Source organism: Caulobacter sp. 602-1 (assembly GCF_003931565.1).
Taxonomy (GTDB): Bacteria; Pseudomonadota; Alphaproteobacteria; order Caulobacterales; family Caulobacteraceae; genus Caulobacter.
The window spans coordinates 515,769-542,079 of record NZ_RRYI01000001.1 but is presented as its reverse complement, the minus strand read 5'-3'; the positions used below and the strand labels follow the sequence as shown (position 1 = coordinate 542,079).

22 protein-coding genes are annotated in these 26,311 nt (G+C 68.1%); 8 read left to right on the top strand and 14 right to left on the bottom strand.

Annotated features, from left to right (window positions below):
- Positions 1–9 precede the first annotated feature (9 nt).
- Complete coding sequence (locus tag EIK80_RS02625) at positions 10–1,461, bottom strand: YncE family protein (protein ID WP_125155400.1); 1,452 nt, start codon at positions 1,459–1,461, stop codon at positions 10–12.
- Position 1,462: 1 nt separating this feature from the next.
- Positions 1,463–1,816 (bottom strand): DUF305 domain-containing protein, encoded by a 354-nt coding sequence (locus EIK80_RS02620; RefSeq protein WP_233586405.1) that lies wholly within the window; start codon positions 1,814–1,816, stop codon positions 1,463–1,465.
- 336 nt (positions 1,817–2,152) lie between these two features.
- Between EIK80_RS02620 and EIK80_RS02615 the strand changes: the two genes are divergently transcribed.
- Together EIK80_RS02615 and EIK80_RS02610 are read left to right on the top strand one after the other, a co-directional pair.
- The gene (locus tag EIK80_RS02615) at positions 2,153–2,635 is read left to right on the top strand and encodes an Rrf2 family transcriptional regulator (RefSeq protein ID WP_233586404.1); all 483 of its coding nucleotides are present in this window, start codon (positions 2,153–2,155) and stop codon (positions 2,633–2,635) included.
- The gene (locus EIK80_RS02610; RefSeq protein ID WP_125155398.1) at positions 2,628–3,533 is read left to right on the top strand and encodes an NAD(P)/FAD-dependent oxidoreductase; all 906 of its coding nucleotides are present in this window, start codon (positions 2,628–2,630) and stop codon (positions 3,531–3,533) included. Before EIK80_RS02615 ends, EIK80_RS02610 begins: the two co-directional genes overlap by 8 nt.
- Positions 3,534–3,765: 232 nt before the next feature.
- On the opposite strand, the gene EIK80_RS02605 is transcribed toward EIK80_RS02610, so the two are convergent.
- The 8 genes from EIK80_RS02605 to EIK80_RS02570 form a co-directional block, all read right to left on the bottom strand.
- On the bottom strand, positions 3,766–5,280 hold the full coding sequence (locus EIK80_RS02605; protein WP_125155397.1) for a serine hydrolase domain-containing protein: 1,515 nt from the start codon (positions 5,278–5,280) through the stop codon (positions 3,766–3,768).
- 256 nt (positions 5,281–5,536) lie between these two features.
- On the bottom strand, positions 5,537–6,136 hold the full coding sequence (locus EIK80_RS02600) for an FMN-binding negative transcriptional regulator (RefSeq protein ID WP_125155396.1): 600 nt from the start codon (positions 6,134–6,136) through the stop codon (positions 5,537–5,539).
- 33 nt (positions 6,137–6,169) lie between these two features.
- Positions 6,170–7,708: an amidase gene (locus tag EIK80_RS02595; protein ID WP_125155395.1), complete on the bottom strand. Its 1,539-nt coding sequence runs from the start codon at positions 7,706–7,708 to the stop codon at positions 6,170–6,172.
- 20 nt (positions 7,709–7,728) lie between these two features.
- Positions 7,729–9,693 (bottom strand): S9 family peptidase, encoded by a 1,965-nt coding sequence (locus tag EIK80_RS02590; RefSeq protein WP_125155394.1) that lies wholly within the window; start codon positions 9,691–9,693, stop codon positions 7,729–7,731.
- A gap of 71 nt (positions 9,694–9,764) precedes the next feature.
- Positions 9,765–12,218 (bottom strand): TonB-dependent receptor, encoded by a 2,454-nt coding sequence (locus tag EIK80_RS02585; protein ID WP_125155393.1) that lies wholly within the window; start codon positions 12,216–12,218, stop codon positions 9,765–9,767.
- Positions 12,219–12,321: 103 nt separating this feature from the next.
- Positions 12,322–13,380 (bottom strand): FecR domain-containing protein, encoded by a 1,059-nt coding sequence (locus EIK80_RS02580; protein WP_125155392.1) that lies wholly within the window; start codon positions 13,378–13,380, stop codon positions 12,322–12,324.
- The gene (locus EIK80_RS02575; RefSeq protein ID WP_125155391.1) at positions 13,373–13,915 is read right to left on the bottom strand and encodes an RNA polymerase sigma factor; all 543 of its coding nucleotides are present in this window, start codon (positions 13,913–13,915) and stop codon (positions 13,373–13,375) included. Before EIK80_RS02575 ends, EIK80_RS02580 begins: the two co-directional genes overlap by 8 nt.
- A gap of 252 nt (positions 13,916–14,167) precedes the next feature.
- Positions 14,168–15,199: an ornithine cyclodeaminase gene (locus tag EIK80_RS02570; RefSeq protein ID WP_233586431.1), complete on the bottom strand. Its 1,032-nt coding sequence runs from the start codon at positions 15,197–15,199 to the stop codon at positions 14,168–14,170.
- 137 nt (positions 15,200–15,336) lie between these two features.
- Between EIK80_RS02570 and EIK80_RS02565 the strand changes: the two genes are divergently transcribed.
- Entirely contained in the window at positions 15,337–15,762 is a 426-nt protein-coding gene (locus EIK80_RS02565; RefSeq protein WP_125155389.1) for an Lrp/AsnC family transcriptional regulator, read from the top strand.
- Positions 15,763–15,814: 52 nt separating this feature from the next.
- Here the strand turns inward: EIK80_RS02565 and EIK80_RS02560 are convergent, their stop codons facing one another.
- Both EIK80_RS02560 and EIK80_RS02555 read right to left on the bottom strand, forming a co-directional pair.
- Positions 15,815–16,603, bottom strand: a complete 789-nt coding sequence (locus EIK80_RS02560; RefSeq protein ID WP_125155388.1) for an SDR family oxidoreductase — start codon at positions 16,601–16,603, stop codon at positions 15,815–15,817.
- On the bottom strand, positions 16,600–16,986 hold the full coding sequence (locus EIK80_RS02555; protein ID WP_233586403.1) for a nuclear transport factor 2 family protein: 387 nt from the start codon (positions 16,984–16,986) through the stop codon (positions 16,600–16,602). The genes EIK80_RS02560 and EIK80_RS02555 overlap by 4 nt, the downstream gene beginning before the upstream one ends.
- A 94-nt stretch (positions 16,987–17,080) precedes the next feature.
- On the opposite strand from EIK80_RS02555, the gene EIK80_RS02550 reads away from it, so the two are divergent.
- Entirely contained in the window at positions 17,081–17,974 is an 894-nt protein-coding gene (locus EIK80_RS02550) for a LysR family transcriptional regulator (protein WP_233586402.1), read from the top strand.
- Positions 17,975–18,093: 119 nt separating this feature from the next.
- On the opposite strand, the gene EIK80_RS02545 is transcribed toward EIK80_RS02550, so the two are convergent.
- Positions 18,094–19,149, bottom strand: coding sequence for a HAMP domain-containing sensor histidine kinase (locus EIK80_RS02545; protein ID WP_125155387.1), 1,056 nt, complete (start codon positions 19,147–19,149; stop codon positions 18,094–18,096).
- On the bottom strand, positions 19,146–19,835 hold the full coding sequence (locus tag EIK80_RS02540) for a response regulator (RefSeq protein WP_125155386.1): 690 nt from the start codon (positions 19,833–19,835) through the stop codon (positions 19,146–19,148). Before EIK80_RS02540 ends, EIK80_RS02545 begins: the two co-directional genes overlap by 4 nt.
- A gap of 168 nt (positions 19,836–20,003) precedes the next feature.
- Between EIK80_RS02540 and EIK80_RS02535 the strand changes: the two genes are divergently transcribed.
- The 4 genes from EIK80_RS02535 to EIK80_RS02520 are packed head-to-tail and all read left to right on the top strand — an operon-like array spanning position 20,004 to position 26,191.
- On the top strand, positions 20,004–21,125 hold the full coding sequence (locus EIK80_RS02535; protein ID WP_125155385.1) for an efflux RND transporter periplasmic adaptor subunit: 1,122 nt from the start codon (positions 20,004–20,006) through the stop codon (positions 21,123–21,125).
- A gap of 4 nt (positions 21,126–21,129) precedes the next feature.
- Positions 21,130–24,246: an efflux RND transporter permease subunit gene (locus EIK80_RS02530; RefSeq protein WP_125155384.1), complete on the top strand. Its 3,117-nt coding sequence runs from the start codon at positions 21,130–21,132 to the stop codon at positions 24,244–24,246.
- 3 nt (positions 24,247–24,249) lie between these two features.
- Positions 24,250–25,626 carry an efflux transporter outer membrane subunit gene (locus EIK80_RS02525; protein WP_125155383.1) on the top strand — a complete coding sequence of 459 codons (1,377 nt, stop codon included), beginning with the start codon at positions 24,250–24,252 and terminating at the stop codon, positions 25,624–25,626.
- A gap of 31 nt (positions 25,627–25,657) precedes the next feature.
- On the top strand, positions 25,658–26,191 hold the full coding sequence (locus EIK80_RS02520) for an RNA polymerase sigma factor (RefSeq protein WP_233586401.1): 534 nt from the start codon (positions 25,658–25,660) through the stop codon (positions 26,189–26,191).
- The last annotated feature ends 120 nt before the right edge of the window (positions 26,192–26,311 follow it).

Genomic DNA, 26,311 nt, shown 5'->3' with positions numbered 1-26,311 from the left:
CCCGAACCGTCACGGGGCCTGGACTTGCACCAGCGCGCCGGGCCCGTCCGGCCCGCCAGCCGCGATCACAAGATAGCGCCGCAGGTCGGGCTGGCTAGCCTGAACCAGCTGGCGGATGGGGCCAATGGCGTTGACGATCGCCGATCCGGCCGGATTGGTCATGAAGCTGGCCAGCGGCTGAAGCTGTCCACCGCCATCGGCCTGGTTCGACAGGGCCAGCACGTAGGGGGATTTGGACGCGAGGCCCGTAACCGAGGCCTGCACGACCTGGATCAGGCCCTGGTCGAACAGGCTGACGCTGGTCGGGCTCACGCCCGGCGCGCCGCCGACGGCGGTGAGCGTGAGGTGGGCGGCCTGGCCGGCGACGCCCAGCGGCTGCAGGTTCTGGGTCCCGGGCCCCTCGGGAACGGCGTTGGGGACATAGGTCAGCGCCTGGGGCGCCTGGCCGATCGGCACGTTGGCGATCACCTTGTTGCCGGCCGTGTCGATCACTGCCAGTTCGTCGGCGTTCTCGAGACCGACATAGATGCGCGTCCCGTCGCCCGACGGCCAGATCCCGTGGGGCAGTTTGCCGACCGGGATGGTCGCCGCCTTCGAGAAGTCGTCGGTGCGGAACACCTGCACCTGGTTGAGACCGCCGACCGTCACATAGGCGAATTGCCCCTTGGCGTTGCGGATGAAATTGACGTGGTTGGTGATCGGCCCGGTGTCGATCACCTTCAGCACGTCGAACGGCGGCCGGGCGTTGAAGGCCACGACCTTGCCGACATCCTTCAGCGTGAACCACACCTGCCGGCCGTCCGGAGAGGCGGCGATGTTGGGGCAGAAGGGGCTGGGCTGGACCACCTTGCCGACGATCTTGTGGTCGGCGACGCTGATCACGTCGGTCTCGGGATTGAACGACGAACAGACATAGCCGTACTGGCCGTCGGGCGAGAAGATGGTCATGCCCGGGCCGGCCGGGGTGATGATCCGGGTCTTCTCCTCGAAGGTCTCGCCGTCCAGGACCGCCAGATAGTTCTCGCCGCGCACCGTCACCCAGACCTCCTTGCCGTCCGGCGTGAAGAAGGCCTCGTGCGGCGAGCGGCCGACATAGGTGGTGTGCTTGACCGCATTGGTGGCGGTGTCGATGAAGGTCACCGAATTGGAGCCGATCGACACCACCGCCAGCGTCTTGTGGTCGGGCGAGAAGCCCATGCCGTGCACCAGCACCTGACCCTTGTAGAGCGGGCTGAAATTGCCCGGCGACGGATCGCCCAGTCGGATCACGCCCAGGAGCTTGTTGTCGACCGGATCGGTGACCGACACGGTATTGGAGAACTGCTCGGCGGCGTAGACGCGGTCGCGATGGCTGATGGCGATATCGGCGTCGCTGGCCTTGCCGGGGGCCTGGCCCGCCCAGGCGGTGGCGGAAACGGCGCTGGCGGCGAAAAGCGCCAGCACGAAGGACGCGGTTTTCATCTCAGTGATCCTGGGCCGGAGCGGCGTGGTGATGGGGCGTGGACGGCGAAGGGGATGAGGCCCCTGCCGGCGGACCGGTCGGCGCGGCGGAGGCCGGCGGCAAGGGATCGCCCAGCGCCAGGCGCATGGCGGCGATCTCCTGCTGCTGCTCGACGATGATCTCCTGAGCCACCCGGCGCAGCTGCTCGTTCTTGCCGTAGCGCAGCTCGGCGACGGCCATGTCGATGCCGCCCTGGTGGTGAGGGATCATCATCTCGACGAAGTCGCGGTCGACGTCGCCGGTCGACTTGACGGCCATGGCGGCCATCATCTTGTCCATGGCCACGTCGTTCTCGGCCTTGAAGCTGTCGGCCAAGGTGCTGGCCGCCAGCGGCGCGGCCCATCCGAGACTCGCCGCGAGGAAAAGAGGCGCCCAGGTTCGCTTTTGTGAATTGCGTGCGAAGGCCAACAGCATTCTCCAGTTTCGGCGTCGGAAGACGCGACCGTCGAACAGGAGACGCTGAGCCGCGGCGATTATTCCGCCCGCTTGAGAATCTTTTCCGCGCTATCCCTGGCGCGCGGACAGGCCAGCAGGTGATCACCTGGCCATTCCCCGAATGGGCGAGCGCGCTCATGGCCTTGAGCCACCTTGGCCACTGACCTCTCACGGACCAGCCGAGAGCGTGCCGGACCTCGCCCGGAGCGGCGCCCCTTGCGGCGTGGCGTTTCATGTAACAAATATTATTACATGAAACGTGATAGCCGCCTGTCCGTCGCCCTCCACGTGCTTCTGCACATGGCTCAGCGCCAAGCATCCATGACCTCCGAGGAAATGGCCGCCTGCGCCGGGACCAATCCGGTCGTCATCCGGCGCACCTTCGCGGGGTTGCGCGAGGCCGGGATCGTCGCCTCGACAAAGGGACACGGTGGCGGCTGGAGCCTAGGCCGACCGCTATCGCAGATCAGCCTTGCGGACGTTCAGGACGCGCTGGACGAGCCCGTCATCGCTCTGGGCAGAGCCGAGGACTCGCCGGGATGCCTGATTGAACAGGCCGTCAACGCGGCGCTCGACGAAGCCGTCGTGGAGGCGCGCGCCTTGCTGACCAAGCGGTTGGCGACTGTGTCGCTGGCCGAGCTGTTCGGCCGCGTCGACACCACCAAGATCCCCCTCCCAAAGGACCATCACCATGTTTGACGCCATCGTCGTGGGCGGCAGCTTCGCCGGCCTTTCCGCCGCCATGCAACTGGCCCGCGCGCGTCGCCGAATTCTGCTTGTGGACGCGGGTCTGCCGCGCAACCGCTTCGCCGACGCGTCGCACGGCTTCCTGGGCCAGGACGGCAAAGCGCCGGGACAGATCGTGCGAGAGGCGACCTGTCAGGTCACCGCCTATCCGACGGTGGATTTTGTCCACGGAGAGGTGCTGGACGCCGAGGCGCTCCACGTCGGCTTCAAACTGACCCTGGCCGGCGGTCGCATCGCCCAGGCTCGGCGTCTCGTCCTGGCGACAGGGGTCGTCGATGTCCTGCCGGAAATCGCGGGCCTGAAGGAGCGCTGGGGCGCCAGCGTTCTGCACTGTCCCTATTGCCATGGCTATGAGCACCGCGATCGGCCTCTGGGCGTGATGGCGGGACATCCGATGTCGGCCCATCAGGCCGCGATGATACCCGACTGGGGTCCGACGACGCTGTTCACCCAGGGCGTGTTCGAACCGGACCATGAACAGCGCGCGCTGCTGGACGCGCGTGGGGTGGCCATCGAGCGGACCCCGGTCGTCGCCCTACTGGGCGGCGCGCCCGATCTCGAGGCCGTGGCCTTGGCCGATGGACGCACGGTCGCGCTGAACGGTCTCTTTGTCGCGCCCGCCCAGCGCATGGCCAGCCCTTTGGCCCAAGTGCTCGGTTGCGAATTCGACGAAGGGCCGCTGGGACCGATCATCCGAACCGACGCCTGGAAAGCCACGACCGTGCCCGGCGTCTACGCGGCCGGAGACGCAGCACGCCCAATGCAAAACGCCACCCTAGCCTCGGCCGACGGGGTCCTGGCTGGGGTCGCCGCCCACCAGTCGCTGATCCGCGATGCGCTGGCCGCCTAGAGGCCCATCCGGCTTCTGTTCCACCTAGAGCATTTTCGATCCGATGACCGTTTCACACCGATCGGAAAATGCTCTAGGGGCGAGGCGGCGCCAGTTGCCGACGTTAATGCGTCTCCGCCCCCCGATATTCAGCGCCAGACGCGGGGGCGGGCTTGGCCCCGTCCGCCCAGGTTCATGCGCTCCCGTAACGCCGAATTCCTTTTAGCGGCGCTCTCACGCAACGGCTGACGACCTATTGTGATTGAAGCTTGGCAAGCATCACTTTCCCGCTGGAGTTGGCGGGGTTGAGCTCAATCGAGCGCTGATATTCCGCGATGGCTCTGGCCTTGTCGCCGTTCGCGGCGAGCATCTCGCCATAGGTGTCGTGGGCGTTCCAGCTTTCGGGGCGGATGGCCGCGTTATAGCCCGCCAGGCCAACCGCCGCCTTCACCCGCTGAGCCTTCAAAAGGCGGTACGCCCAATCATTGAGGTCGTCTTCCTTGAGGAAGAGTTCGGGGTTTTGGCGCTTCACGAGCGCGACCGTCACCGTCACGTCGCTGTAGTCGCTGGCCTCCAGCAAGCGATGCAATCTGGCCAGGCCCGCGGGCGCGCCGAACAGGGTAAGATGGATGGCCTCGGCCATCTTCTTGAGATCTTCCTGAGTGTCTCTTGTCACCCGGTTCGCCAGGAGCACGATCCCAAACCGTTGATCCGGATGGAAATCACAGTAGGTGGAGCAGCCGAACGTCCCTCCGCTATGGCGGAGATATGTCTTGCTGTCGGCTTTGCGTCCGACGGTCCAATGGAAGGCGATCGAATCGGCGTCGCTGACTGCAAAGAGCGGCTGCTGGCTGAGCGCGATCGCGGGCGTGCGGCTGTCGATCTGCGCGGTTAGGTAATTCGCCATGTCGGCCGCGGAGTAGTGCAGTCCGGCCGCGGCGAGCATTACGGGCTGGTTGAAACGTGGACGCGGGGTGGCGTCGGCGCCGTAGCCCGCGACCTGCAAGCTCGCGCGTCCCTCACCCGTTCCGGCGCCAAGGCCCAGGGGCTTCTCGACGTATCGCGAAAGCAGGTCGGCGTAGGGTCTTCCATAGATGCGTTCGAGCAGGACGCCGAGCAGGACGGACGCCGCGTTCGAATGGCGGGGCGCCACGCCGGGCTTGTCCAGCAACGTCACCTTGGCCAGTTCGGGAAGAAATCCGGCATAGGGAAAGGCGTCCAGGAATTGCGCCGCCGCGAAGATCAACTGTTTGGGCGGGGCGCCCGGCGCGACCGCCAGATAGTCCGGAACATTGTCGGGGAGCGCCGAGGTCGTCGTGACGATGTCGGCGAAGGTGACGGCTCGACCGTCCTTCGCGAGATTGTCGAAGCCCGGCGGCAGAAACTTCCGCACGGGATCGTTCAAGGCGACCCGGCCTTCCTTGATCGCTGATGCGAGGATCAGCGCCGTGAAGGTCTTGGACACCGAGCCAATCTCATAGACATGATGTTCAGTCGCTGCCGTGAGCGTGGTCTGGGACGTAACGCCGGCGTTGAAGAAGCGCGTGGCTCCGTTCATCACCACCGCGACTGACAGACCATCGGCGCGGTTCTGCGCGACGAAGCCGTCAACCATCCCACCGATCGCTTTCGTGGCTTCGGGCGAAAGCGCTGTCGTTCGCGGCGGCGCGGCCGCCACAGCACTCGACACCATGGCGGCGGCGGGGATGGCGCCAAGCACGCCGCGCCGGGTCGGCAAGAACAAGGCGGAATCGCGCCCCTTCATCATAGGAATTTCCCTAGGCGGACATGCTCGAAGTCACACAGATTGACCCTGTCCCCGCATGCCTTGTCACGGCATTTCGGCAGTGAGCGGCGGCGATGCGACCTCTCAGCCGAACTCGGTAACGCGCCTTCCGTTTGACCAAGAGCTTGCCTGGGCCGAAGAACGCCAGCGTCCGCGCCCGCCGAACCTGTCGGCGGATCCCCACCTCGCCAGCCGCGTCGACGTCGGCGCCCGTCCTACAAGGCGACGCCCGCCGCGGTCAGCGGTCGGGATTGAATCGCCCCATCCAGTCCGCCAGGTCACCGGGACCCAGGCCCGTCATGATATCGGCGTAGACGTCGTCGCGCTCATCCTGGCCAAGCTTGAAGCGGCCGTCCAAACGTTCGACATCGGCGCGAAACGCGATCACCCCACGGCCGAGACGGTGCAAGCGCTCCCCCATCTCGTCTGGCGACCACGCCTTTGGTCGATCGACCTCCATGGCGCTGGAAAGCCGATCAAGAGCCTCATCGACCGTGACGGCGCTGAACCGAACCCGAACCTCGACCCGCAGCACGGCGTAGTTCCAGGTCGGAGCCTGGGTCCGGTCGGACATCCAGGATGGCGAGATGTAGCCATGAGGCCCCATGAACAGCGCCAGCGCTCTCCCGTCCCGCTCCAGGACCTCGACCAGGGGGTTCGAGCGCGCCATGTGTCCGGTCAGCGAGACCAGGCGCCCTTCCCCATCGAGATCGGCCAGCAAGGGCAAGGGCGTGGCGTGAAAGCCAGCCGGGCCGCTACTGACGATCCAAGCCAGGGGATGGGCTGCGATCAGGTCCGCGACGTCCTGGTTCGTCCACGTCGAAAAAGGATGGATCATCGATCGGAGGGTTTCAGGCGGAAGCACTGGTCGTCACCCGCGCGCGACGTCGTTTAGCGCGGCCGGCGGCGTCGCGGCGATCCAGGGCGAAGCCTGCTCGTAGGCGTGACCGAGCTTGAGCACCGCGAGGTCGGCGTGGTTGGGCCCGATGATCTGCAGACCCATGGGCAGGTGTCGGGCTCCCCCAAAGCCGGCGGGGACGGCCAGCACCGGCAGTCCGGCCATGGTCGCCGGCAGGGTCACCTCCATCCAGCGGTGATAGCTGTCCATCTGGACGCCCGCGATTTCCGTGGGCCAGCGCGTGGCGTTCTCGAACGGGAAGACCTGGGCCGTCGGCAGCACCAGGAAGTCATAGCGCTCGAAGGCGGTCCGGAAGGCCTGATAGATGCGCGTGCGGCCGGCCGAGGCCACGGCCAGTTGCGGGGCGGTCAGCTTCATGCCGCCCTCCACTTCCCAGATCGCCTCGGGCTTCATCAGCGCGCGCTTGGCCGGATCGTCATAGAAGGCCTGCAGGTCCGAACCGACCGACCAATGGCGCAGCGTCACCGCCGTGCGCCACATGTCCGCCGCGGGCTCCGACAGAGTGGCCGCCTCGACCGTCATGCCGATCGCCCGGAAGGCCTCCAGCGCCTTGACGCAGGTATCGAGGACGCCGGCCTCCATCGGCAAGGCGCCGCCCAGGTCGCCCAGCCAGCCGATCCGCTTGCCTTTCCAGTCCTGGTCCAGGGCCCCTGCGAAGATCGCCGGATCGTCGGGCAGCGAGAACGGCGAGCGCGGGTCCGAACCGGCCTGCACCGAGAGCAGCAGGGCCAGGTCCTCGACCGTCCGCGCCATCGGGCCGGAGGTGGCGAAGTTCTGCCAGAACATGTCGCTGTTGGGGACGGACGGCACGCGGCCGAACGAAGGCCGGAAGCCGAACACGTTGTTCCAGCCGGCCGGGTTGCGCAGCGACCCGCCGAAGTCGCTGCCGTCGGCCAGCGGGACCATGCGCAGCGCCAGCGCGACCGCGCCGCCGCCGGTGCTGCCGCCGGCCGAGCGGTCCGGCGCATAGGCGTTGCCTGTCGTCCCGAACAGCGGATTGAAGCTGTGCGAGCCCAGGGCGAATTCCGGCACGTTGGTCTTGCCGATGAAGATCATGCCGGCCTTGCGCATGCGCTCGACCACCAGGCTGTCGGCGGCGGGGATGTTGTCGCGCAGGATCGGCGAGCCCTGGGTGCTGCGGACGCCCTTGACCGGGGCGGTGTCCTTGACCGCGTGCGGCAGGCCATGCAGCGGGCCGAGGAACCGGCCGGCGGCGGCCTCCTCGTCCATCGCCGCCGCCTGCTTGAGCAGGACGTCGCGGTCGACCCGCGAGACGATGGCGTTGAAGCGCGGGTTCAGGCGGTCGATCTGGGTCAGGTGGGCGGCCACGACCTCGCGGCTGGACAGCTCCCGCTTGCGGAGGGCGGCGACCATCCGCCGAGCGTTCATCCCGACGATCCCGTCGCCGGCCTTGATCTGGGCCCGAGCCAGGGCCGGCGCGGCCAGGACGGCCGTCGCGGTCGCCAACAGGGTTCGACGGTTCAGGTCCATGATCTTGTTCCTCGCAGGCGTCAAAGATGCGCGTCGAACCAGGCCAGCACCCGTTCCTGGATGTCGGTCTGGTGGGCGGGCTCATAGGTCCAGTGCGGCTCGCGCGGATAGCTGACCATGGTCGCGTCCTTCCCGAGCAGGCGCAGGCCCCGGTAGAACGACAGGCCCAGGCTCACCGGCACCCGGCGATCCTGCTCGCCATGCAGCACCAGCACCGGAACCTTCACGCGATCGACGAAACGCACCGGCGACGAGGCGTCCATCCGCGCCAGGTTTTCCGGGAAGCGGCCGAAATAGCCGGCCACGAAATCGGGCGTGTCGGTGGTCAGCAGCATGGACGAGATGTCGACGGGCGCGGCGCCGACGATGGCCGTGCGGAAGCGGTCGCTATGCGTCACCGCCCAGGCTGACAGGAAGCCGCCATAGCTCCAGCCGCCGATCCCCACACGGGCCGGGTCGGTGATCTTCTCCGCCACCAGCATGTCCAGGCCGTCCAGCACGTCCTGGAAATCGGCGCCGCCCCAGTCGTTGATCGGGCCCCGCGTGAAGCCGATGTCCTGGCCGTCCGAACCCCGCGGATTGGGCAGCAGCACCGCATAGCCGTGGGTGGCCAGCATCTGGGCCCAGTCGTGCCAGCTGCCCAGCCAGCCCGACCACCAGAAGCCCTCTGGGCCGCCATGGCCCTGGATCACCGTCTTGATCGGCGTTCCGGGCGCGTAACCGGGGGGCGTCACCAGGGTCCCATAGACCTTGCGGCCGTCCAGGCTGCTGGTCCAGCTCACCTCGCGCACCTGGCCCAGCGCCCACTGGCGCACCTGCGGATTGAGATCGGTCAGCGGCTGCGCGGTCTTCTGGCCCGGCGTCCATAGCCAGATGTCGTCGGGCCGGGTCGGGGTGTCGGCGGCCAGGGCCACGCGGCCGTTCTCGGCGCTGAAGCCGGTCAGTCGCCCCTCGAAGGCCAGCAGGGGGGAGATCTTCCCATCCTTGGCGTCGATCCGCACCAGCTTGGAGCGCGTGGCCTCGAACGACTGGGCCAGCAGCGAGCGACCATCGGCCGCCCATTCCAGGCGCGTCAGGTGGCCGAGATGATCCTCGCCGACCTTCAGCCTGCGGTCGCCGTCGACATCGACGATCCAGACCCGAAGGCCGACATACTGTTCACGCAGTTGGGCGAAGGCCAGGCGCTTGCCGTCGGGCGACCATTCTCCCGGACCGGAGGCTTCGCGCATCAGGGTGCGGACGGCGCCGGTGGCGGCGTCGATGAGCACGACGTCGGAATGATAGAAGTAGTCGTTCAGCCCGGTGCTGTCGGCCACCCGCGCCGACAGCCGCTTGCCGTCCGGCGACCAGCGCGCCTCGGCGATGGCGCGGCCCTCAATGGCGATGCGGCGCGGCTGGCCCCCTGCCTCCAGCAACCAGAGGCGCCCGAGCTCACCCTTGTCATCGATGACCATCTGGTCCCGCTTGGCGGCGATATCAGCCTTCTGCTGGTCGGTCTTCGGGTCGGCGGCGACATAGGCGACGGCCTTGCCGTCAGCCGAGCGGGAGAAGGCGCGCACTTCGGTAGGCGAGGCCGTCAGGCGCTTGGCCGGACCGCCGTCGACAGGGGCGACCCACAGCTGCCGGGCGGCAATCGTGGGCGCCGACGGATCGGCCTGGTTGGACAGGAAGGCGATCTCGCGCCCGTCGCTCGACCAGCGCGGGGCGCTCTCGATCTGCGCGCCGGACGTCAGGCGGCGCGGCGGCGCGCTGCGATCCGTCGGCGCGATCCAGATCGCCGACCGCGACGGCCGCTGGGTCGACAGGGTGGGCATGACCACATAGGCGACCAGCTTGCCGTCTGGCGACAGCTGCGGATCCGACACGTCGGTCAAGCCCATGATGTCGGCGGGACGGATCGGCTCCGCGGCCGAAGCGGCGAAAGGCGCGCCGCCCAGCAGGGCGAGCGCGGCCAGCAGCAATGCAAATCGAAGTCCGCCGGCCATGCGCCCGCCTCATGTCCTGTAGGAAGAAGGTCCGGCGCGCCACGGGTGGACGACGCGCCGGGACGGACCGGCTACCGCAGCTTCCAGTTCACCGTCACGCCCACGGTGCGGGGGCGGATGACGAACTCGCTGAGGCCGGTGCCAGTGCTGGACAGGCCGTAGCCGAAAGCCACCGCCCGCTTGTTGGCGAGGTTGGTCGCGAACAGGGCCACGTCGACATCGTCGAGGCTGACATTCAGGCGGGCGTCGAACTGGTTGTAGCCGGCGACCTTGACGTCGGGTCCCTGCAGGGTCTCCGGGGCCTTGGCCAGGTAGCGGTGCGACACGGTCAGGACCGGCGTCAGCGGCCCGCTGAAGCGGTAGCTGGCCTGGTTAGAGATCTGCCAGGGCGAGGCGCCCGGCAGTCGGGTGCCCTCCAGCAGCGGCGGCGAGGCGGTCCTCACTGTCTCGGTCAGCTTGGCGTCAAGATAGGTGATGTTCGACGACAGCGTCAGGGCGGCGGTCGGGCGGCCCACCACCGCCAGCTCCACGCCGCGGATGCGGGCCGAACCGGCATTGGTGCCGTACGTCAGGTTATCGCCCGGGCGCACCAGACGGACCTGAATGTCGCTCCAGTCGATGTTGTAGACCGAGGCGTCGACCTGCAGGCGGCCTTCCAGCCAGCTGCTGTGCGCGCCCAGCTCGTAGTTCCACAGCGAGTCCGAGGCCCAGGCCGCCGGCGTGTCGAAGCCGGGCAGATCCACGACCGTGTTCGGATTGCCGAACCGGAAGCCCTTGCTGGCCAGGGCGTAGACCGTCAGGTCGCGGCTGGGGCGCCAAGCCAGCGAGACCTTGGGCACGAAGCCGTCGTCGCCGGCGTTGCGGCGCGGCACCGTCTGGCCCGTCAGGCCGTAGTTGATGCCGTAGCGCTGGATCTCGACCCAGTACTTGGTGTCGAACAGACGGCCGCCGACCGTGGCGGTGACGGTGGGTATGAACTCGTAGCTGACCTCGCCGAACAGCGCCTTTTCGGCGCCTTCGCGGTGGCTGTAAGTGCGGTTGAAAAGCTCGCCCTGCAGCTGGGCGGCGTTATAGCGCGAGGCCAGGACCGCCGCGCCCGTCGGCAGGCTGCTGAGGGTGGCGACGTCGGTGTTGGTCTCCGAATACATGCCGCCGATCAGCCACTTGAACGGGCCGTCGCCGTCCGAGGCCAGACGCGCCTCGATGGTCTTCATCTTGGTGTGCATGATCTCCTGCGACAGCACCCCCTTCGGGGCGAAGGTTCGCAGGGCGCTGGAGCGCGTGACGTCGCTATCCAGCACATGGTCCTTGGTGTTGGTCGAGGCCAGGACGGTCAGGTTGGCGAAGTCGAACCTGTGGTCCAGCCGCAGCGAGTGGATCTCGAAGTCGTAGTCGGTCGGACCGGCCAGGATCGTCGAGCGCGCATAAGGCCCGAAGGCGCTCTGCGTCGTGGCGATCTCGTCGGACTTGTTCTTCTGATACAAGCTCAGCAGCGACAGGGTCGTACGGTCGGTCGGGGTGAACACCACCGAGCCGCGCACGCCATTGACCTGCAGGTTGTTGCGCGTGCCCGCGCCCAGGTTCCTGATGTACCCGGCGTCCTCGCGCGAGAAGCCGGTCAGGCGGGCGGCCAGCTTGTCCTGGATGATCGGGATGTTGACCATGCCCTTCACCGCGTAGCTGGCCTTGCCCGAGCGCGCGATGTGGCGGACCGTCGTCTCGGTCGCGGCGTCGAAGCCCGAAGCGTCGGCGGTGTTGACGATGTAGTTGATCGCCCCGCCCAGCGAGGCCGAACCGAACAGCGAGCCCTGCGGCCCCCGCAGCACCTCGACGCGGTTCAGGTCGAACGTGTCGACATCGGGAATGCCCGAGGCGTAGCTGGGCTCGGTCAGCGGGATTTCATTGAGGAAGTAACCGGTTGGCCCCTGTCCCTGGTCGATCCCCGCCGTAGCGCCGACGCCGCGGATGGTCACCGCCGACTGGCCCGAAGTGCCTTCGTTGAACACCACGCCCGGGATGCGGCCGAGGTAGTCGGCGTTGCTCTGAGCGCCGGCGGCCTTCAGCTGCTGACCCGTGACGGCCGAGGCGCCGCCCGCCAGGTCTCCCAGACGTTCGGCGCGCTTGCCGGCGGTGACGATGATCTCATCGACCGTCGCCGCCGGAGGCGAGAACTCCCCGGTGGCGTCGGCCTGGGGGCGTCCCGCCTCGCCTTCCGGCACAATGCTCAGGCCGCCGGCGGGCGTGCGCCGCGCCGAGAGGCGGCTGCCGGCCAGAAGCGATTGCAGCGCGGCTTCGTCGGTCAGTCGCCCGCTGGCGCCCGGAGAGGTCCTGCCCCGCACCAGGCTGGGGTCGTAGACGACGTCCTGGCCGCTCTTTAGCGAATAGGCCCGCAGGGCCGAGGCCAGATCCTGCCGCTGAATGGCGTAGTCCCGCGCCGCCTGCGCCTGCGCCGCCGTCGCGCCGCCGGTCACGGCCAAAGCCGCGCAACCCGCCAGTAGCAGTCCCCGTAGGTCGATGGTCTTCATCTTGCCCCCTCGAACTCAAGCGTTCAGTGACAGGGATGCAGCCGGGAGATTTTACCCCCATCGCCTTTCGAACTTTTTGTGACGAAGGAATTTCGCCCCGGCGTCAGCGGTGCGTCAGAACGATCTGGCCGCCATCGCCGGGGCGAGCCTTGACCGGGAAGGACGAGGCTATGGCCTCGGCGAAGGCCTTGGGACGATCGGTGTGGAAGACGCCGCTGACCGGCATGGCCGCCAGATCGCTGTCGCCCAGCACCAGCTGTGGACCGCCATAGCGGTTGAACTCCTCGATGGCCTCGCCCAACGGCGTGGATTCCAGGATCACCCGTTCGGTCCGCCAGGCCTGGACATGGGCAAGATCGACGGCGGCGACAGCCGGGGCGGCGGCCGGAACCAGACGCGCCTCATCGCCGGGCGACAGGATCACGGCCGGCGCGACAGGACCCGCCACCAGCTTGGAGGTCGCGCTCCCCGGCTTGAGGCCCAGGGGCTGATTGCCGGCCTGACGGAAGATGGCCACCTTGCCCTCCTCCAGCGTGACCGTCGCGCGCTCGCCTTCGCGGCGGACATCGAAGGCCGTGCCCAGGGCCCGGACCTCGTCCTCGCCGACGAACACCCGGAACGGTCGCTGGGCGTCCTTGGCGACCTGGAACCAGGCCTGACCGTAGTCGAGAAACAGGCGTCGCTCGTCGCCGTCGAAGCGCACCCGCAGCTTGGAGCGGGTGTTGAGCATCACGGTCGAGCCGTCGGCGAGACGCAGCCGGCGCTGCTCGCCCGGTTCGGTGCGATAGCTCTTTTCCGCCAGCACGTCCGAACCGATGACCGCCGCCGTGACGGCCGCCGCGGCCGCCGCGGCCGCCGCCAGCCCGCCGCCCAGCAGCGCCCGGCGATCGACGCGCCTGACGGGCGCGGCCTTGCCGCCCATCAGGATCGCGCGCGCCTCCGGATCGTCGGCCAGGTCGCCGACAGCGTTGAACACCCGGGCATGGGCGTCGAACGCCGCGCCATTGGCCGCGTCGGCCTCCAGCCACAGCCGCAGTCGATGATCGTCTTCGCGGGTGCTCTGGTCGGAGGCCAGACGCGCGACCCAGTCGGGCGCGGCCCGCGCGCCCTGTCCCTGGGGCGACTTCAACCCGCCGTCGAATATCGAACCGCGCTTACGCATCCTGATCCATCCGCGCCCGGATGTGGCCGAGCGCTCTGCTCACCTGCTTTTCGATGGTGCCTACCGAGACCCCAAACCGCGTCGCGAGTTGAGTGTAGGTCAGACCGTCCATTCGGTTGAGCAGAAAAACTTCCTTCGTCCTCGCCGGCAGCTCCTCGAGGATCTTGGCCAGCCGGACGAGGGCCTCCCGCCCCTCGAAGATGCGGGCGGGCGACTGCTCGCTGTCGATCAGTTCGACGGTGTCGATGTGGACATGCCGGTCTTCGCGTCGCGTCCTGGCCCGGCGGCCGCGCTCGAGGAAGACGTTCGAGGCGACCGTGAAGAGATAGGCTTCTGGGCTTACAAGGTCACCGGGATCGACCCGGCTCATGCGGATGAAGGTCTCCTGGGCGCCGTCCTCGGCGGCGGCGGGGTCCAGACCCTTGCGCCGGAAATAGCGGACAACCGTCTCGCGGTGGCGCGTGACGAGGTCCGACAGGCGCGCCCGACGCTCGCCCCCCGCCCTGGTCTCCAATGCCCTGATGTCCGTCTTCATCGGCGCGACGCCATCCCCGACAAGGGTCTAACCGGACGCGACGCCCCGCGTGCGTCGCGGCGGTCGGGGCCTGTCGTTTCCGACGCGGGTCCCTCCTCGCCCGGCCGATCCCCTTTATTCTGATCGTTGCGTCCAGTCCTCGGGCAAGTCCATCCGTCTGGCAACCAGAGTTTCCGAATTCTCGGGCGCCTTCTGCCCATCCTCTACGCAGCCTCGCCGGCCACTTTCGCGCGGAGGTTGGGTCGCTCGCGCCTAGACCGCGACAGGCGTCGCGGGGTGTTCGCGCGCCGTCAGCAGGCCGAAGAGATCGCGCGGATCCGTCGGCGCGGCCAGCAGGTTCAGCCGCGTCCCGTCTCCGGCCTCGACCATGCGGTCGCGCAGGTAGCGCAGGGCCGAGAAGTCCTCGATCGCGAAGCCGACCGAGTCGAAGATGGTGATCTGCTCGGCGCCGCGACGCCCCGGCGCCTTGCCCGACATCACCTGCCACAGCTCGGTGACCGGGAAGTCCGGCTCCAGCTGCTGGATCTCGCCCTCGATCCGCGTCTGCGGCGTGAACTCCACGAACACCTCGCCCCGGCGCAGGATGTCGGCGGCCAGCTCGGTCTTGCCCGGACAGTCGCCGCCCACGGCGTTCAGATGCATGCCGGCGCCGACCATGTTGTCGGAGAGGATGTGGTTCTGGGCCTTGTCGGCGGTGACGGTGGTGACGATGTCGGCGCCCAGCACCGCCTCGGCCGCCGATCGCGCCACAGTGATCTCGAAGCCGAGATCGCGCATGTTGGCCAAGAACTTGCGGGTCGCGGACGGATCCACGTCATAGACCCGCAGCCGGCGCACGCCCAGGACGGCCCGGAAGGCGTGAGCCTGGAACTCGGACTGCGCGCCGAGGCCGATGATCGCCATCGTGCTGGCGTCGTCCCGCGCCAGGTGCCGCGCGGCCATGGCCGAGGTCGCCGCCGTGCGCAGGGCCGTGGTTATGGTCATCTCGGCGATCAGCTCCGGATAGCCGGTGCTCACCGAGGCCAGCACGCCAAAGCCGACAACCGTCTGCAGCCCCTTGGCGGTATTGGCGGGGTGGCCGTTCACGTACTTGAAGGCGAACGCCTGGCCGTCGCTGGTCGGCATCAGCTCGATCACGCCGTCGGGGGAGTGGCTCGCCAGACGCGGCGATTTCTCGAACTCCCCCCAGCGTCGGTAGTCCTCCTCGATATATCCCGCCATCTCGGTCAGAACCGTCTCGAGGCCGATCCGATCGACGAGGTTCACGACGGCGTCGACATCCATGAAAAGCACGGGGCGGTCCCTCCGGTTAAGCGTCGGCCGCATTCTAGTTGCGAGCCGATATCGAACGGGATGCCGAAACCACCTATCATTTTGCCAGATTTCTGGCGAAATTGATGATCGCTCTTGTGAATTAGCCAATGCATATCTTTGATAACCTCGATCGCCGGCTGATCAGCGCCCTGCGCGAAGATGGTCGAGCGCCTCTCTCGAAGCTGGCCCTGCTGCTGGGCGTGTCCAGGCAGACCGTTGAGAACCGCCTGTCGCGCCTGCTCGACAGCGGCACTGTGCTTGGCTTCACGGTCCGCGTGCGCCAGGACACCGAGGACGACGCCATCCGGGCGATCATGATGATCGAGGTCGTGGGCAAGTCGACGACCGCGGTCATCCGCAGCCTGCGCGGCCTGCCCGAACTGCACTCGCTGCACTCGACCAACGGTTCCTGGGATCTCGTGGCCGAAATCCGCGCGGCCAGCCTGCAGGATTTCGACCGCGTCCTGCGCCACGTGCGCGAAACTCCCGGTGTCCAGAACAGCGAGACCAGCCTGTTGCTCAGTAGCGTGTAAGGTCATGGCCTCCACGCCCAGCCAGACCGCGGGGCGTGGACCATCGAACAGATCAGACGGTCGGCACCGTCCCACCATCTATGACGAACTCGGCGCCGTGGATCGCGGCGGCGCGATCCGAGGCCAGATAGGCGATGACATCGGCGACCTCAAAGGGTTCGGCCCCGCGACCAATCGAAATCCCGCCAAGGCCGCGCAGGACGAGCTGACGCGCGTCCTCGATCGTTCCGCCGTTGGCGTCCTGGAGACGCTTGAGAAACACCCCGGTCGATTCGGTCATGATCCAGCCGGGCGAGACGACGTTGACCCGCACGCCCTTCGGGCCCAGTTCCTTTGAAATGGATTTGCTGTAGGTCCTGAGCGCGGCCTTGGCCGCCGCGTAGGCCGTGGTCGCCTCGGGGAGCGGCAGGACCGACTGGATCGAGGTGACGTGGACCACCGCGCCGCCGCCCCGCTCGATCATCTGCGGGATCAGCAGGCGATCAAGACGGACCGTGGCCAGCAGGTTCAGGTTCAGTTCGGAGAGCCAGTGATCGTCCGTCAGGGCGACGAAGCCGCCGCCGGGCGTGGCGGAGCCACCGATGACGTGGGCGAGGATGTCGATGCCGCCCAGGCGTTCGAGCGCCGCCTTGGCCAGGCTTTCCCCGCCCTCGGCCGTCGTCAGGTCAGCCTGCACGAACTCGACGCCGTCGATCGGCTCGGGGCTCCCGCGGGCGGCGGTGATCACCCGGGCGCCGCCGGCCAGGAAGCGCTCGACGGTGGCGCGGCCCAAGCCCTTGGTGCCGCCGCTGATGAGCACGCGCTTGCCGGCGAACTCGGTCGGATCGGTCTTGAGGGTCACGCCGTGATCTCCAGAGCTTTGATGGCGTCGTCTTCGAGCGTGAAGCGATAGGTGAAGCGGATCGGGCTGCCCTTGAAGTCGCCGTGGGCGGGCCCCTCGACGACGACCTGACCGTCTTCATGGCGAACGGTGTCCGGCGTGAAGATCGCCTTCACGGCGACGACTTCCTCTTCGAACAGCCGCCTGAGTTCGGCGCGCCCCAGAATGGCGCGGCCGTTGTCGGTGAGGAGGGCGTCGGCCGCGAAGGGCTCGAGCATGGCGGACACATCGAGGCGGGCGTTCGCCGCCACATAGGCGGCGATGGGGGATGGAAGTTCGAGCGACATTTGTTCTGTCCTGCCTTTCGCGGTCGCGACCGAGTTGGCCGTGAGTGTGCTTGCCAACCAAGGTAGCGATGGACAGTCGCGGGATAATCAGGACAATCCAGGATGCTTCATCACGAAAATCCGGACAATGGCCCTTAACAGTCTCACGGAGTTGGACGCCGCCCTCATGGTCGCCCGGAAGGGTAAGTTCCGGACGGCTGCGCTTGAGCTGGGGGTTTCAACCACCGCCCTCAGCAATGCGGTCGGAAAGCTCGAGCGCACGCTTGGCGTACGGCTTTTCAACCGGACGACGCGAAGCGTCTCCTTGACCGAGGCGGGTCAGCGGTTCGTCGCTCAAGTCGCGCCCGCCGTGCGCGATATTCATGAGGCGATGGAGGTCGCGCGCGCTCAACAGGCCACGCCGTCGGGCACGTTGCGCATCAACGCCTTCCCGACAGCGGCGCGGGAAATTTTCGCCTCGCTCGTCCTGCCGTTCCTGCGCGCGCACCCTCAGGTCCACATCGACATCGTCACCGAAGGTCGCCTGGTGGACATCGTCGCGGGCGGCTTCGACCTCGGCGTCCGCAGCGCGGACCTTGTGCCGGCCGACATGATCGCGCTCCCGTTGGGGCGCGGACGACGCAATGTTGTGGTGGGCGCGCCAAACTATCTGGAAGCGCATGGGACGCCCAGGGTCCCGCAAGACCTCGCCGAGCATTCTTGTCTACGCGTCCGACTTCCCAATGGCGCGATCTACCGCTGGCCGTTCGAGAAGAATGGACAATCGGTCCAGATCGACGTCAAGGGCCCCATCACCCTGGACGAAGCCAGCCTTGCGCGCGCGGCGGCCCTTGCTTCCGTTGGCCTCACCCTGGCGATGGAGTCCGACGTGCGGGACGACATCGAGGCGGGCCGCCTGGTGCGCGTGCTCGAGGACTGGACGCCCACGCTCTCGCCGTTGAGCCTCTACTATCCGAGCCGACGCAACCCGACCGCGGCGTTCAAGGCGTTTATTGATTTTGCGCGGCGGTACGGCGGCGCCAGCGAGGCCTGGAGCGCTCAATAGGTTGAGACGTGACGTTGCCGCGCCTCCGGGAGGCGACGTTCAGGGGGCGTAACCTAGCCTCGCGCCAGGCGGCTAAAACAGTTTGCGCGGCCGCGGGCACCGTGCGCGCGCCTTCCAACCTAGCCCCGTCTCGGCAGCGTGATCGTAAAGGCCGAACGGCCGTCTCGGCGCTCGTAGCTCACCTGACCGCCGTGGGCCCCGGCAATGCCGCGCACCACGGCTAGACCGAGGCCTGATCCAGCCTTCATGTCGAAGTCGTCCCCGCGTCGAAACGGCTCGAAAGCGCGTTCTGAGAAGCCCTCTGGCATTCCCGGTCCCTCATCGATGACGCTGATCGCGACATCGGCGTCCGTGACCCGCGTCGCGATTTCCAGAACGCAGGGCTCCGCATATTTCAGCGCATTGTCGACAAGGGCCAGCACCGCCTGTCGCAAGCGGACCGGGTCGGCGACGCAGCGGCCGCTCGTGAGGGTCATGCGCAATCCGAAGCCCGCCCTGTCGAGGTCGCGTTCGACAAGGCGCGCAAGCCCTTCGATCTCGGATGCCAGATCGATCTCGATGGGTCTCAGTTGCAGGCGGCCGCTGTCTAGCAGGCTGACGACCCGCAGGTCTTCGACAAGCCGCGCCAACGCGTCGGCTTGGTGGTGAAGGGATTGCAGGAGCGCCGGCTCGGGCTGAAAGACGCCCTCGGCGAGGCCCTGGAGACGCCCTTTCAGGATCGTTACCGGCGTCCGCAATTCGTGGGCGATCAAGCTGTTCCAGGTGACGATGTCGTCGACGGCTTTCTCAAGCCGATCGGCCATGGCGTTGAAGTCGGCGATCATCTGGCTGGCTTCCGTCGGCGCGGGAGTGGTCAAGATCGCTCTGGCTGAAAGGTCTCCGCTGGCGATCTGCCGCGCGGCTTCGGCCAGGGTCTCGAGCGGCTCGACCATCCGTCGGGCGACCCGCGTCGCGACCGCGCTCGCGGCGATGCTGCCCAGCACGATACAGACCGAGTACATCCCCCATTCCACGGGAGCGGGCAGGATGGCGTCCTCGGCCGACACCAGCTTCGGAGCGAACTCGAAGAGCAGCCCGTAACCGACGGCAATGAAGATCAGGCTCAGGACCAGGGTCGCCAGGGTGATGCCGACGACCGCCAGGTTGAGGCGCTGCGATAGACTCTGCGCTTTCATTGCCCCCCCAGGAGGCGATAGCCGAGGCCCCGGACGTTCGAGAGCATGCCTGGCGCGCCAGCGGCTTCGAGCTTCTTGCGCAGCTTGCTCAGGTGGCTGTCGACGGTCCGCTCCAGCGCGTCTCCGCCCGACAGGCAGGCGTCCAGCAGTTCGGCGCGCGTATAGAGGCGCATCGGGGCCTGGGCCATGTGAAGCAAGAGGCGGAACTCGGTCAGGGTCAAGGTGAGCCGGCGCGGCCCGTCAGGCGCGTTGACCGTGGCGGTATGATTCACGGGATCGACATCAAGCGGTCCCGCGCGCGCCACCGAGGCCGCGTCCCGGCCCGAGATGCGGCGCAGCACGGCCTTGGCGCGGGCGGCGACCTCCAGTGGGTTGAAAGGCTTGATGACATAGTCGTCCGCCCCGATCCGAAGCGCCTGCAGCTTGTCCAGATCCTGGTCCAGGGCCGTCAGCATGATCACGGGCGTCGCGCCCCGCCGACGAAGCTGCGCCAGCACCTCCCAGCCGTCGAGCTTGGGCAGCCCTACGTCGAGCAGGACGAGGTCGGGGCGAAGCGCCTGATGCAGCTCGACCGCCGTCTGGCCATCGCGCGCCGTGACGGTCCTAAGCCCCTCGCGCTCCAGATACCCGACGAGGATCTCCGCGATCTCGCGCTCGTCTTCAACGATCAGAACCAGGGCGTTCACGGGGTCTCCAATGCGGCCGCGACCGGACAGTCGAGCACTAATCATCCTTCCGCGGGCGGCGCCAGAAGCCTCCACCAAGTCGCAACATGGCCTCCACGATCACGCAACCGCGCTCGGGCATAGGCTCCCCGCGCCACCAAAGGGTGCGCCTCGGGAGCCTGCCTCTTCATGGACCGCCGTAACATTCGTCTCGCCGCCGCCCTCCTGCTCGGCGCTTCGACCCTGGCCGCCTGCGGTCAGGCCGAAGTCGGCACGTCGCCCGCCCCGACTGAAGTAGCGGTGGCGACCGCGGAAGTCGCGACCGTCATCCCGATGGACGACCTGCCGGGTCGGGTGGTCGCCTTCCGCACCGCGGAAATTCGCCCGCAGGTGTCCGGCGTCGTGACACGGCGGCTGTTCGACCAGGGAAGCGAGGTCCACGCGGGCCAGCCGCTGTTCCAGATCGATCCCGCGCCCTATCAGGCGGAAGCCGAAGGCGCACAGGCCGCGCTTTCGCGCGCGGTCGTCGTGGCGGACCGCGCCAAGGCGCAAGTCTCGCGCCTGGCGCCGCTGGTCGAGTCCGACGCGATCAGCCGCCAAAGCTACGACGACGCGGTGGCGGCCAAGGCCCAGGCTGAGGCTGATTTGGCGGAAGCGCGCGCGACCCTGCGCCGCCGCGGCGTAGACCTGAGCTTCGCGACCGTGAAGGCCCCGATCTCCGGGCGGATCGGAGAAGCGCAGGTGACCGAGGGCGCCCTGGTCGCCGCCGGCGGCGCGGGTCCCATGGCCACCGTCCAGCAGATCGACCGGGTCTATGTCGACGTCCGTCAGCCGTCGGCTCGCCTCGAAGCGCTCCGCGCCATGGCGGGCGGCGGCGCGGGCCGCGAGGTGGAGATTCTCACCCCCTCCGGCGCGCCATACCCGCGCAAGGGCAGGATCCTGTTCTCCGGCGTCACGGTCGATCCCGCGACCGGCGACGCCATCGCGCGCGTCCAGATCGATAATCCCGATCGCGCGCTCCTGCCGGGCATGTTCGTCCGCGCCCGTCTGCCGCGCGCGCCGATCCAGGGCGCCGTCCTGGCGCCTCAGCAAGCGGTGCTTCGCGATGGCGGCGGCAAGCCGATCGTCAGCCTGGTGAACGCCAGGGGCCTCGTCGAGACCCGCGCCGTCGAGGTCGGGGACGTGGTGGGCGGCCGCTACGTCGTGACTCGCGGCTTGAAAGCGGGAGAGCGCGTCATCGTCGAGGGACAGGACCGCGTCATGGCCGGCGCCCAGGTCAAGACCGTCCCGTTCCAGATCGGAGCGCATTAGTCCCATGCCGAAGTTCTTCATCGAGCGGCCGATCTTCGCCTGGGTGATCGCCATCGCCATCGTCCTGGCGGGCCTGATGGCGATCCCCCGCCTCCCCGTGGCGCGCTACCCGGTCGTGGCGCCGCCGACGGTCAGCATCTACGCCAGCTATCCCGGGGCCACGCCCCAGGCCATGAACGACTCGGTCGTCGGCCTGATCGAGCGGGAGCTCTCGAGCGTCAAGAACCTGCTCTATTTCGAGTCCTCGACCGACACGTCGGGCTCGGCCTCTATCACGGCCACCTTCAAGCCGGGCACGAACCCGGAGCTGGCCCAGGTCGACGTCCAGAACCGCCTGAAGACGATCGAGCCGCGCCTGCCCCAGACCGTGCGCCAGACCGGGGTCAGCGTCGAAAGCGCGGCGTCCAACTTTCTGATGATGGTCAGTTTGCGCAGCGTCGACGGGCGCGACGACGAGGTCGCGCTCAGCGACTACATGGTGCGCAACATCGCCGACGAGCTGAAGCGCGTTCCGGGCGTTGGCCGGGTGCAGATGTTCGGCTCCGAGCGCGCCATGCGCATCTGGGTCGATCCCAATAAGCTGACGGGCTTCAATCTCGCGCTGAGCGACGTCACCGCGGCGATCGCGGCCCAGAACCAGCAACTCGCGCCGGGCGCCCTGGGCGGTGAGCCGACGGTCAAGGACCAGCGCGTCACGGTGCCGCTGACGGCCGACGGCCAATTGCGGACCGTCGAGCAGTTCAAGGCCATCGTGCTGCGCGCCAACACCGCCGGCTCGCGCGTCACCCTGGGCGACGTCGCCCGCATCGAGCTCAACGCGGCGAACTTCAATTTCGCCACGCGCGAGAACGGACAGCCGGCGACGGCGCTGGGGGTTCAGCTGTCGCCCGGCGGCAACGCGGTGCGGACCGCGGCGGCGATCCAGACCCGGCTCGACGAGCTGCAGAAATCCGCGCCGCCCGGCATGCAGTTGGCCATCCCCTTCAACACAGCGCCGTTCGTCCGCGTCTCGATCGAGAAGGTCGTCCAGACCCTGGTCGAGGCCATGGCGCTGGTGTTCCTGGTGATGTTCCTGTTCCTGCAGAAGATCCGCTACACCCTGATCCCCGCCATCGTCGCGCCGATCGCCCTGATGGGCGCGTTCACGGTGATGCTGGCGGCGGGCTTCTCGATCAACGTGCTGACCATGTTCGGCATGGTGCTGGCGATCGGCATCATCGTCGACGACGCCATCGTCGTGGTCGAGGCGGTCGAGCGGATCATGGCGACCGAAGGCCTCTCGCCCAAGGACGCGACCCGCAAGGCCATGTCGGAGATGACCGGCGCGATCATCGGCATCACCGCCGTACTGGCGGCGGTCTTCATCCCCATGGCCCTGGCAGACGGATCGGTGGGCGCGATCTATCGCCAGTTCACGCTGTCCATGGCCGTCTCGATCCTGTTCTCGGCCTTCCTGGCGCTGTCCCTGACGCCGGCCCTGTGCGCGACCTTGCTGAAGCCCATCGACGCCCACGCGCCGAAAAAGGGCTTCTTCGGCTGGTTCGACCAACGCTTCGACCGCCTGACCGACGGCTACGAGCGCCTGCTGGGCAAGGTGCTGCGCCGCGGAGGGCGCGCGATGGCCGCGTTCGGCGTCGTCGTCGCCGTCACGGCGGGCGCCTTCCTGGTGCTGCCGTCGGCCTTCCTTCCCGAGGAGGACCAGGGCTACTTCATGACCTCGTTCCAGTTGCCGGCCGACGCCACGGCCCAGCGCACCAGCGAAGCGGTCGGGCGCTTCGAGCACTACGCCCGCACGCGCCCCGCCATAGAGACGACCCAGGCCGTCACCGGCTTCAGCTTCTCGGGCCAGGGCCCCAACGCCGCGCTCGTCTTCACGATGCTCAAGGACTGGAAGAACCGTGACGGCGCCACCAGCGCCGGCGAGGTCCAGGCCGCGACCGAGGCCATGAAGACCCAGCGCGAGGGCGAGGTCATGTCGATGATGCCGCCGTCGATCGACGAGCTGGGCAACTCGTCGGGCTTCACCCTGGCGCTACAGGACCACGCCAATCGCGGCCCCGAGGCGCTGATCAAGGCCCGGACGCGCCTGCTGGAGCTAGCGGCCCAAAGCAAGCTGGTGACCGGCGTCTATCCCGACGGCCTTCCGCCAGGTTCGACGGTGCGACTGGATATCGACCGGCAGAAGGCCCAGGCCCTTGGCGTCTCCTTCGCGGCGATCGGCGACACCCTGTCGACCGCCCTGGGTTCCAGCTACGTCAACGACTTCGTCAACGCCGGCCGCCTGCAGCAGGTGATCGTCCAGGCCGACGCGCCGTTCCGGATGCAGATCGGCGACGTGCTGAAGCTGTATGTCCGCAACGAGTCCGGCGGGATGGTCGCGCTGTCCGAGGTGGTCACTCCGGCCTGGACCACGGCGCCCGCCCAGATGACCCGCTTCAACGGCTATCCGTCGGTGCGCCTCACCGGATCGGCCGCGCCCGGCGTGTCGAGCGGTCAGGCGATGGCCGAGATGGAGCGACTGGCCGCCCAGCTTCCCGGGGGCTACGCGGTCGCGTGGACCGGGCAGTCGCTGCAGGAGAAGCTGGCGGGCGCCCAGGCCCCCGCCTTGCTCGCCCTGTCGATGCTGGTCGTCTTCCTGGTCCTGGCGGCCCTCTATGAGAGCTGGTCGATCCCGCTTTCGGTGATGCTGGCCATCCCGCTGGGCCTGATTGGCGCTCTGGCCGCGGTGCTGTTGCGAGGCCTGCCCAACGACGTCTTCTTCAAGGTTGGCCTGATCACCATCATCGGCCTGTCGGCCAAGAACGCCATCCTGATCGTCGAGTTCGCCAAGGCCAGTCGCGCCCAGGGCATGGGGCTGACCGAAGCGGCCATCCATGCCGCCAAGCTTCGTCTGCGTCCGATCCTGATGACCAGCCTGGCCTTCGCCCTCGGGGTGGTTCCCCTGGTTATCGCGTCAGGCGCCAGCGCCGAAACCCAGCACGCCATCGGAACGGGCGTGTTCGGCGGGATGATCACCGGCACCCTGCTGACGATCGTCCTGGTTCCCGTCTTCTTCGTCGTGGTCGTCGGCGCGGCGGAGCGCCTGTCGAGACGACACAACGCCGCCTCGGCGGAGGGCTGATCCATGCGTGCTCTGATCTTTTGTAGCGCGGCGCTGCTGGGCGCCTGCTCGGTCACGCCTCGGCTGGAGCTTCCGGCGGCGCCGGTGGCCGCTTCCTATCCCGTGCTTCAGGGCGGGGTGGCGGCGGATATCCCCGCGGCGAGATCACTCGCCTGGAAGCAGGTCTATGGCGATCCCAGGCTTCAAGCCCTCATCGGCCAGGCTCTGGAGCAGAGCCGCGATCTCCGGGCCGCCCTGTTGAGCGTCGAGGCCGCCCGCGCGGAACGCGGCGTCGCGCGCGCCGCCCTGGGGCCCGATATCGCCGCCAGCCTGGCGCGGACGCAGGAGCGCTCGCCGACCCAAGGACGAACGGACGCCTTCGCGGCCAATCTCGGGCTGACGGCGTTTGAGCTGGACTTGTTCGGACGCCTACGCGCTCAGTCCGGCGCCGCGTACGAACGTTATCTCGCTAGCGAGACCGGCGCGCGTAGCGCGCGGATCGCCCTGATTTCCGCCGTCGCGACGGCCTATCTCGACGAGCGGCTGGCCCAGGAGCAGCTGGCGCTGACCGAAGCCACGCTGTCGGACTGGCGCGCATCGCTCGACATCGCCCAGCGGCTAAAGTCGGCCTCGCAGGCCAGCGGCCTCGACGTCGCTCAGGCCGAGGGCATGGTGCGCCAAGCCGAAGCGGATCGCGAGGCCGGTCGTCGGACCCTCGCCCGGGCCCGCAATGCTCTTGAGCTCGTGGTCGGCGCGCCCGAACCGGGTCCGCTCCCGCCTCCCATTTCCCTGGCCGATCAGCCGCTTCCGACCCAGCTGGAGCCCGGCCTTCCCGCCGAACTGCTGGTCCGTCGACCCGATATCGCGCAGGCCGAGCACATGCTGCGCGCCGCCAACGCCGATGTCGGCGCCGCGCGCGCGGCCCTGCTGCCGAGGATCTCGCTGACGGGCGCGCTCGGCGGCGCCAGTTCGGATCTCGGTGCCCTGTTCGATTCCGCAAGCCGCGCATGGTCCTTCGCCCCCCAGATCACCCAGCCGATCTTCAGGAGCGGCCAATTGCGGGGCGCCGTGGCCTTGAGCAAGGCGCGCAAGTCGCTCGCGGTGACCGCCTACGAACGGCAGATCCAGGTCGCCTTCCGGGAAGTCGCCGACGGCCTGGCGGCCCAGGCCACTTTCGCCAACCAGGTCCATGTCCAGGAGGGCGTGGCCGAGGCCGCGGCGCGGCGCCTGCAACTCTCGGAGCTACGCTATCGCGCAGGCCTGGACGGTCGCCTTGAGCTGCTCGACGCGCAGCGCACCGACTATGCGGCGCGCCAAGCGCTGCTGTCGCTCAGACACGACCAGCTCGCGGCCATGGTCGCGCTCTACGCCGCGCTCGGCGGCGGTCTGGAGCCCACCTAGCGATCCCGTAAACCGCCGAACTTGAAGCCTCGTGAAAGACGATCCGCTCGCTCCCCCGACGCACGCCCTGGTCCTCGCCTACTTCGCGCGGCGCGAGGACATGCGTCGCTTTCTCTCCGTTCGGACCCGCGCGAGCGCGGACGTCGAGGACCTGATGCAGGATCTCTTCCTCAAGGTTCAGCGGGTGGATGGTGAGACGATCGAGAATCCATCGGCCTATCTCTACCGATTGGCGTCGAACTTGCTGCTGGACCACATCCGCGCTCGGCGACGCTCCGAGACCCGCGACGCTGATTGGCGGCGCGTAAGCCACACAAACCTGGACGGAGCCGACATCACGGACGCACCGGACGCCGAGGCCGCGGTGGACGCTCGCTTGCGGCTAGAGCGATTGACCCAGGCGCTGGCGGACCTGCCCTCCAAAACGCGGCAAGTCTTCTGGCTGCACAAGTTCGATGGACTGACCCATGCTCAGACAGCCGAGCAACTCGGAATTTCGCGAAGCTCGGTCGAGAAACACATGGCGCGAACGCTCCAGCACTTGCTCACGAAAGTCAGGCGATGACGCCCTGATCGACTACGCCGCCCGAGGCGAGACGGGCTTCCAAATCGCCGGTCTGAAAGGCGACGTCCCATGCACAAGGACGCCGGCCGCCGGCGACTGTGTCTGGCCGGCGGCGGCCCC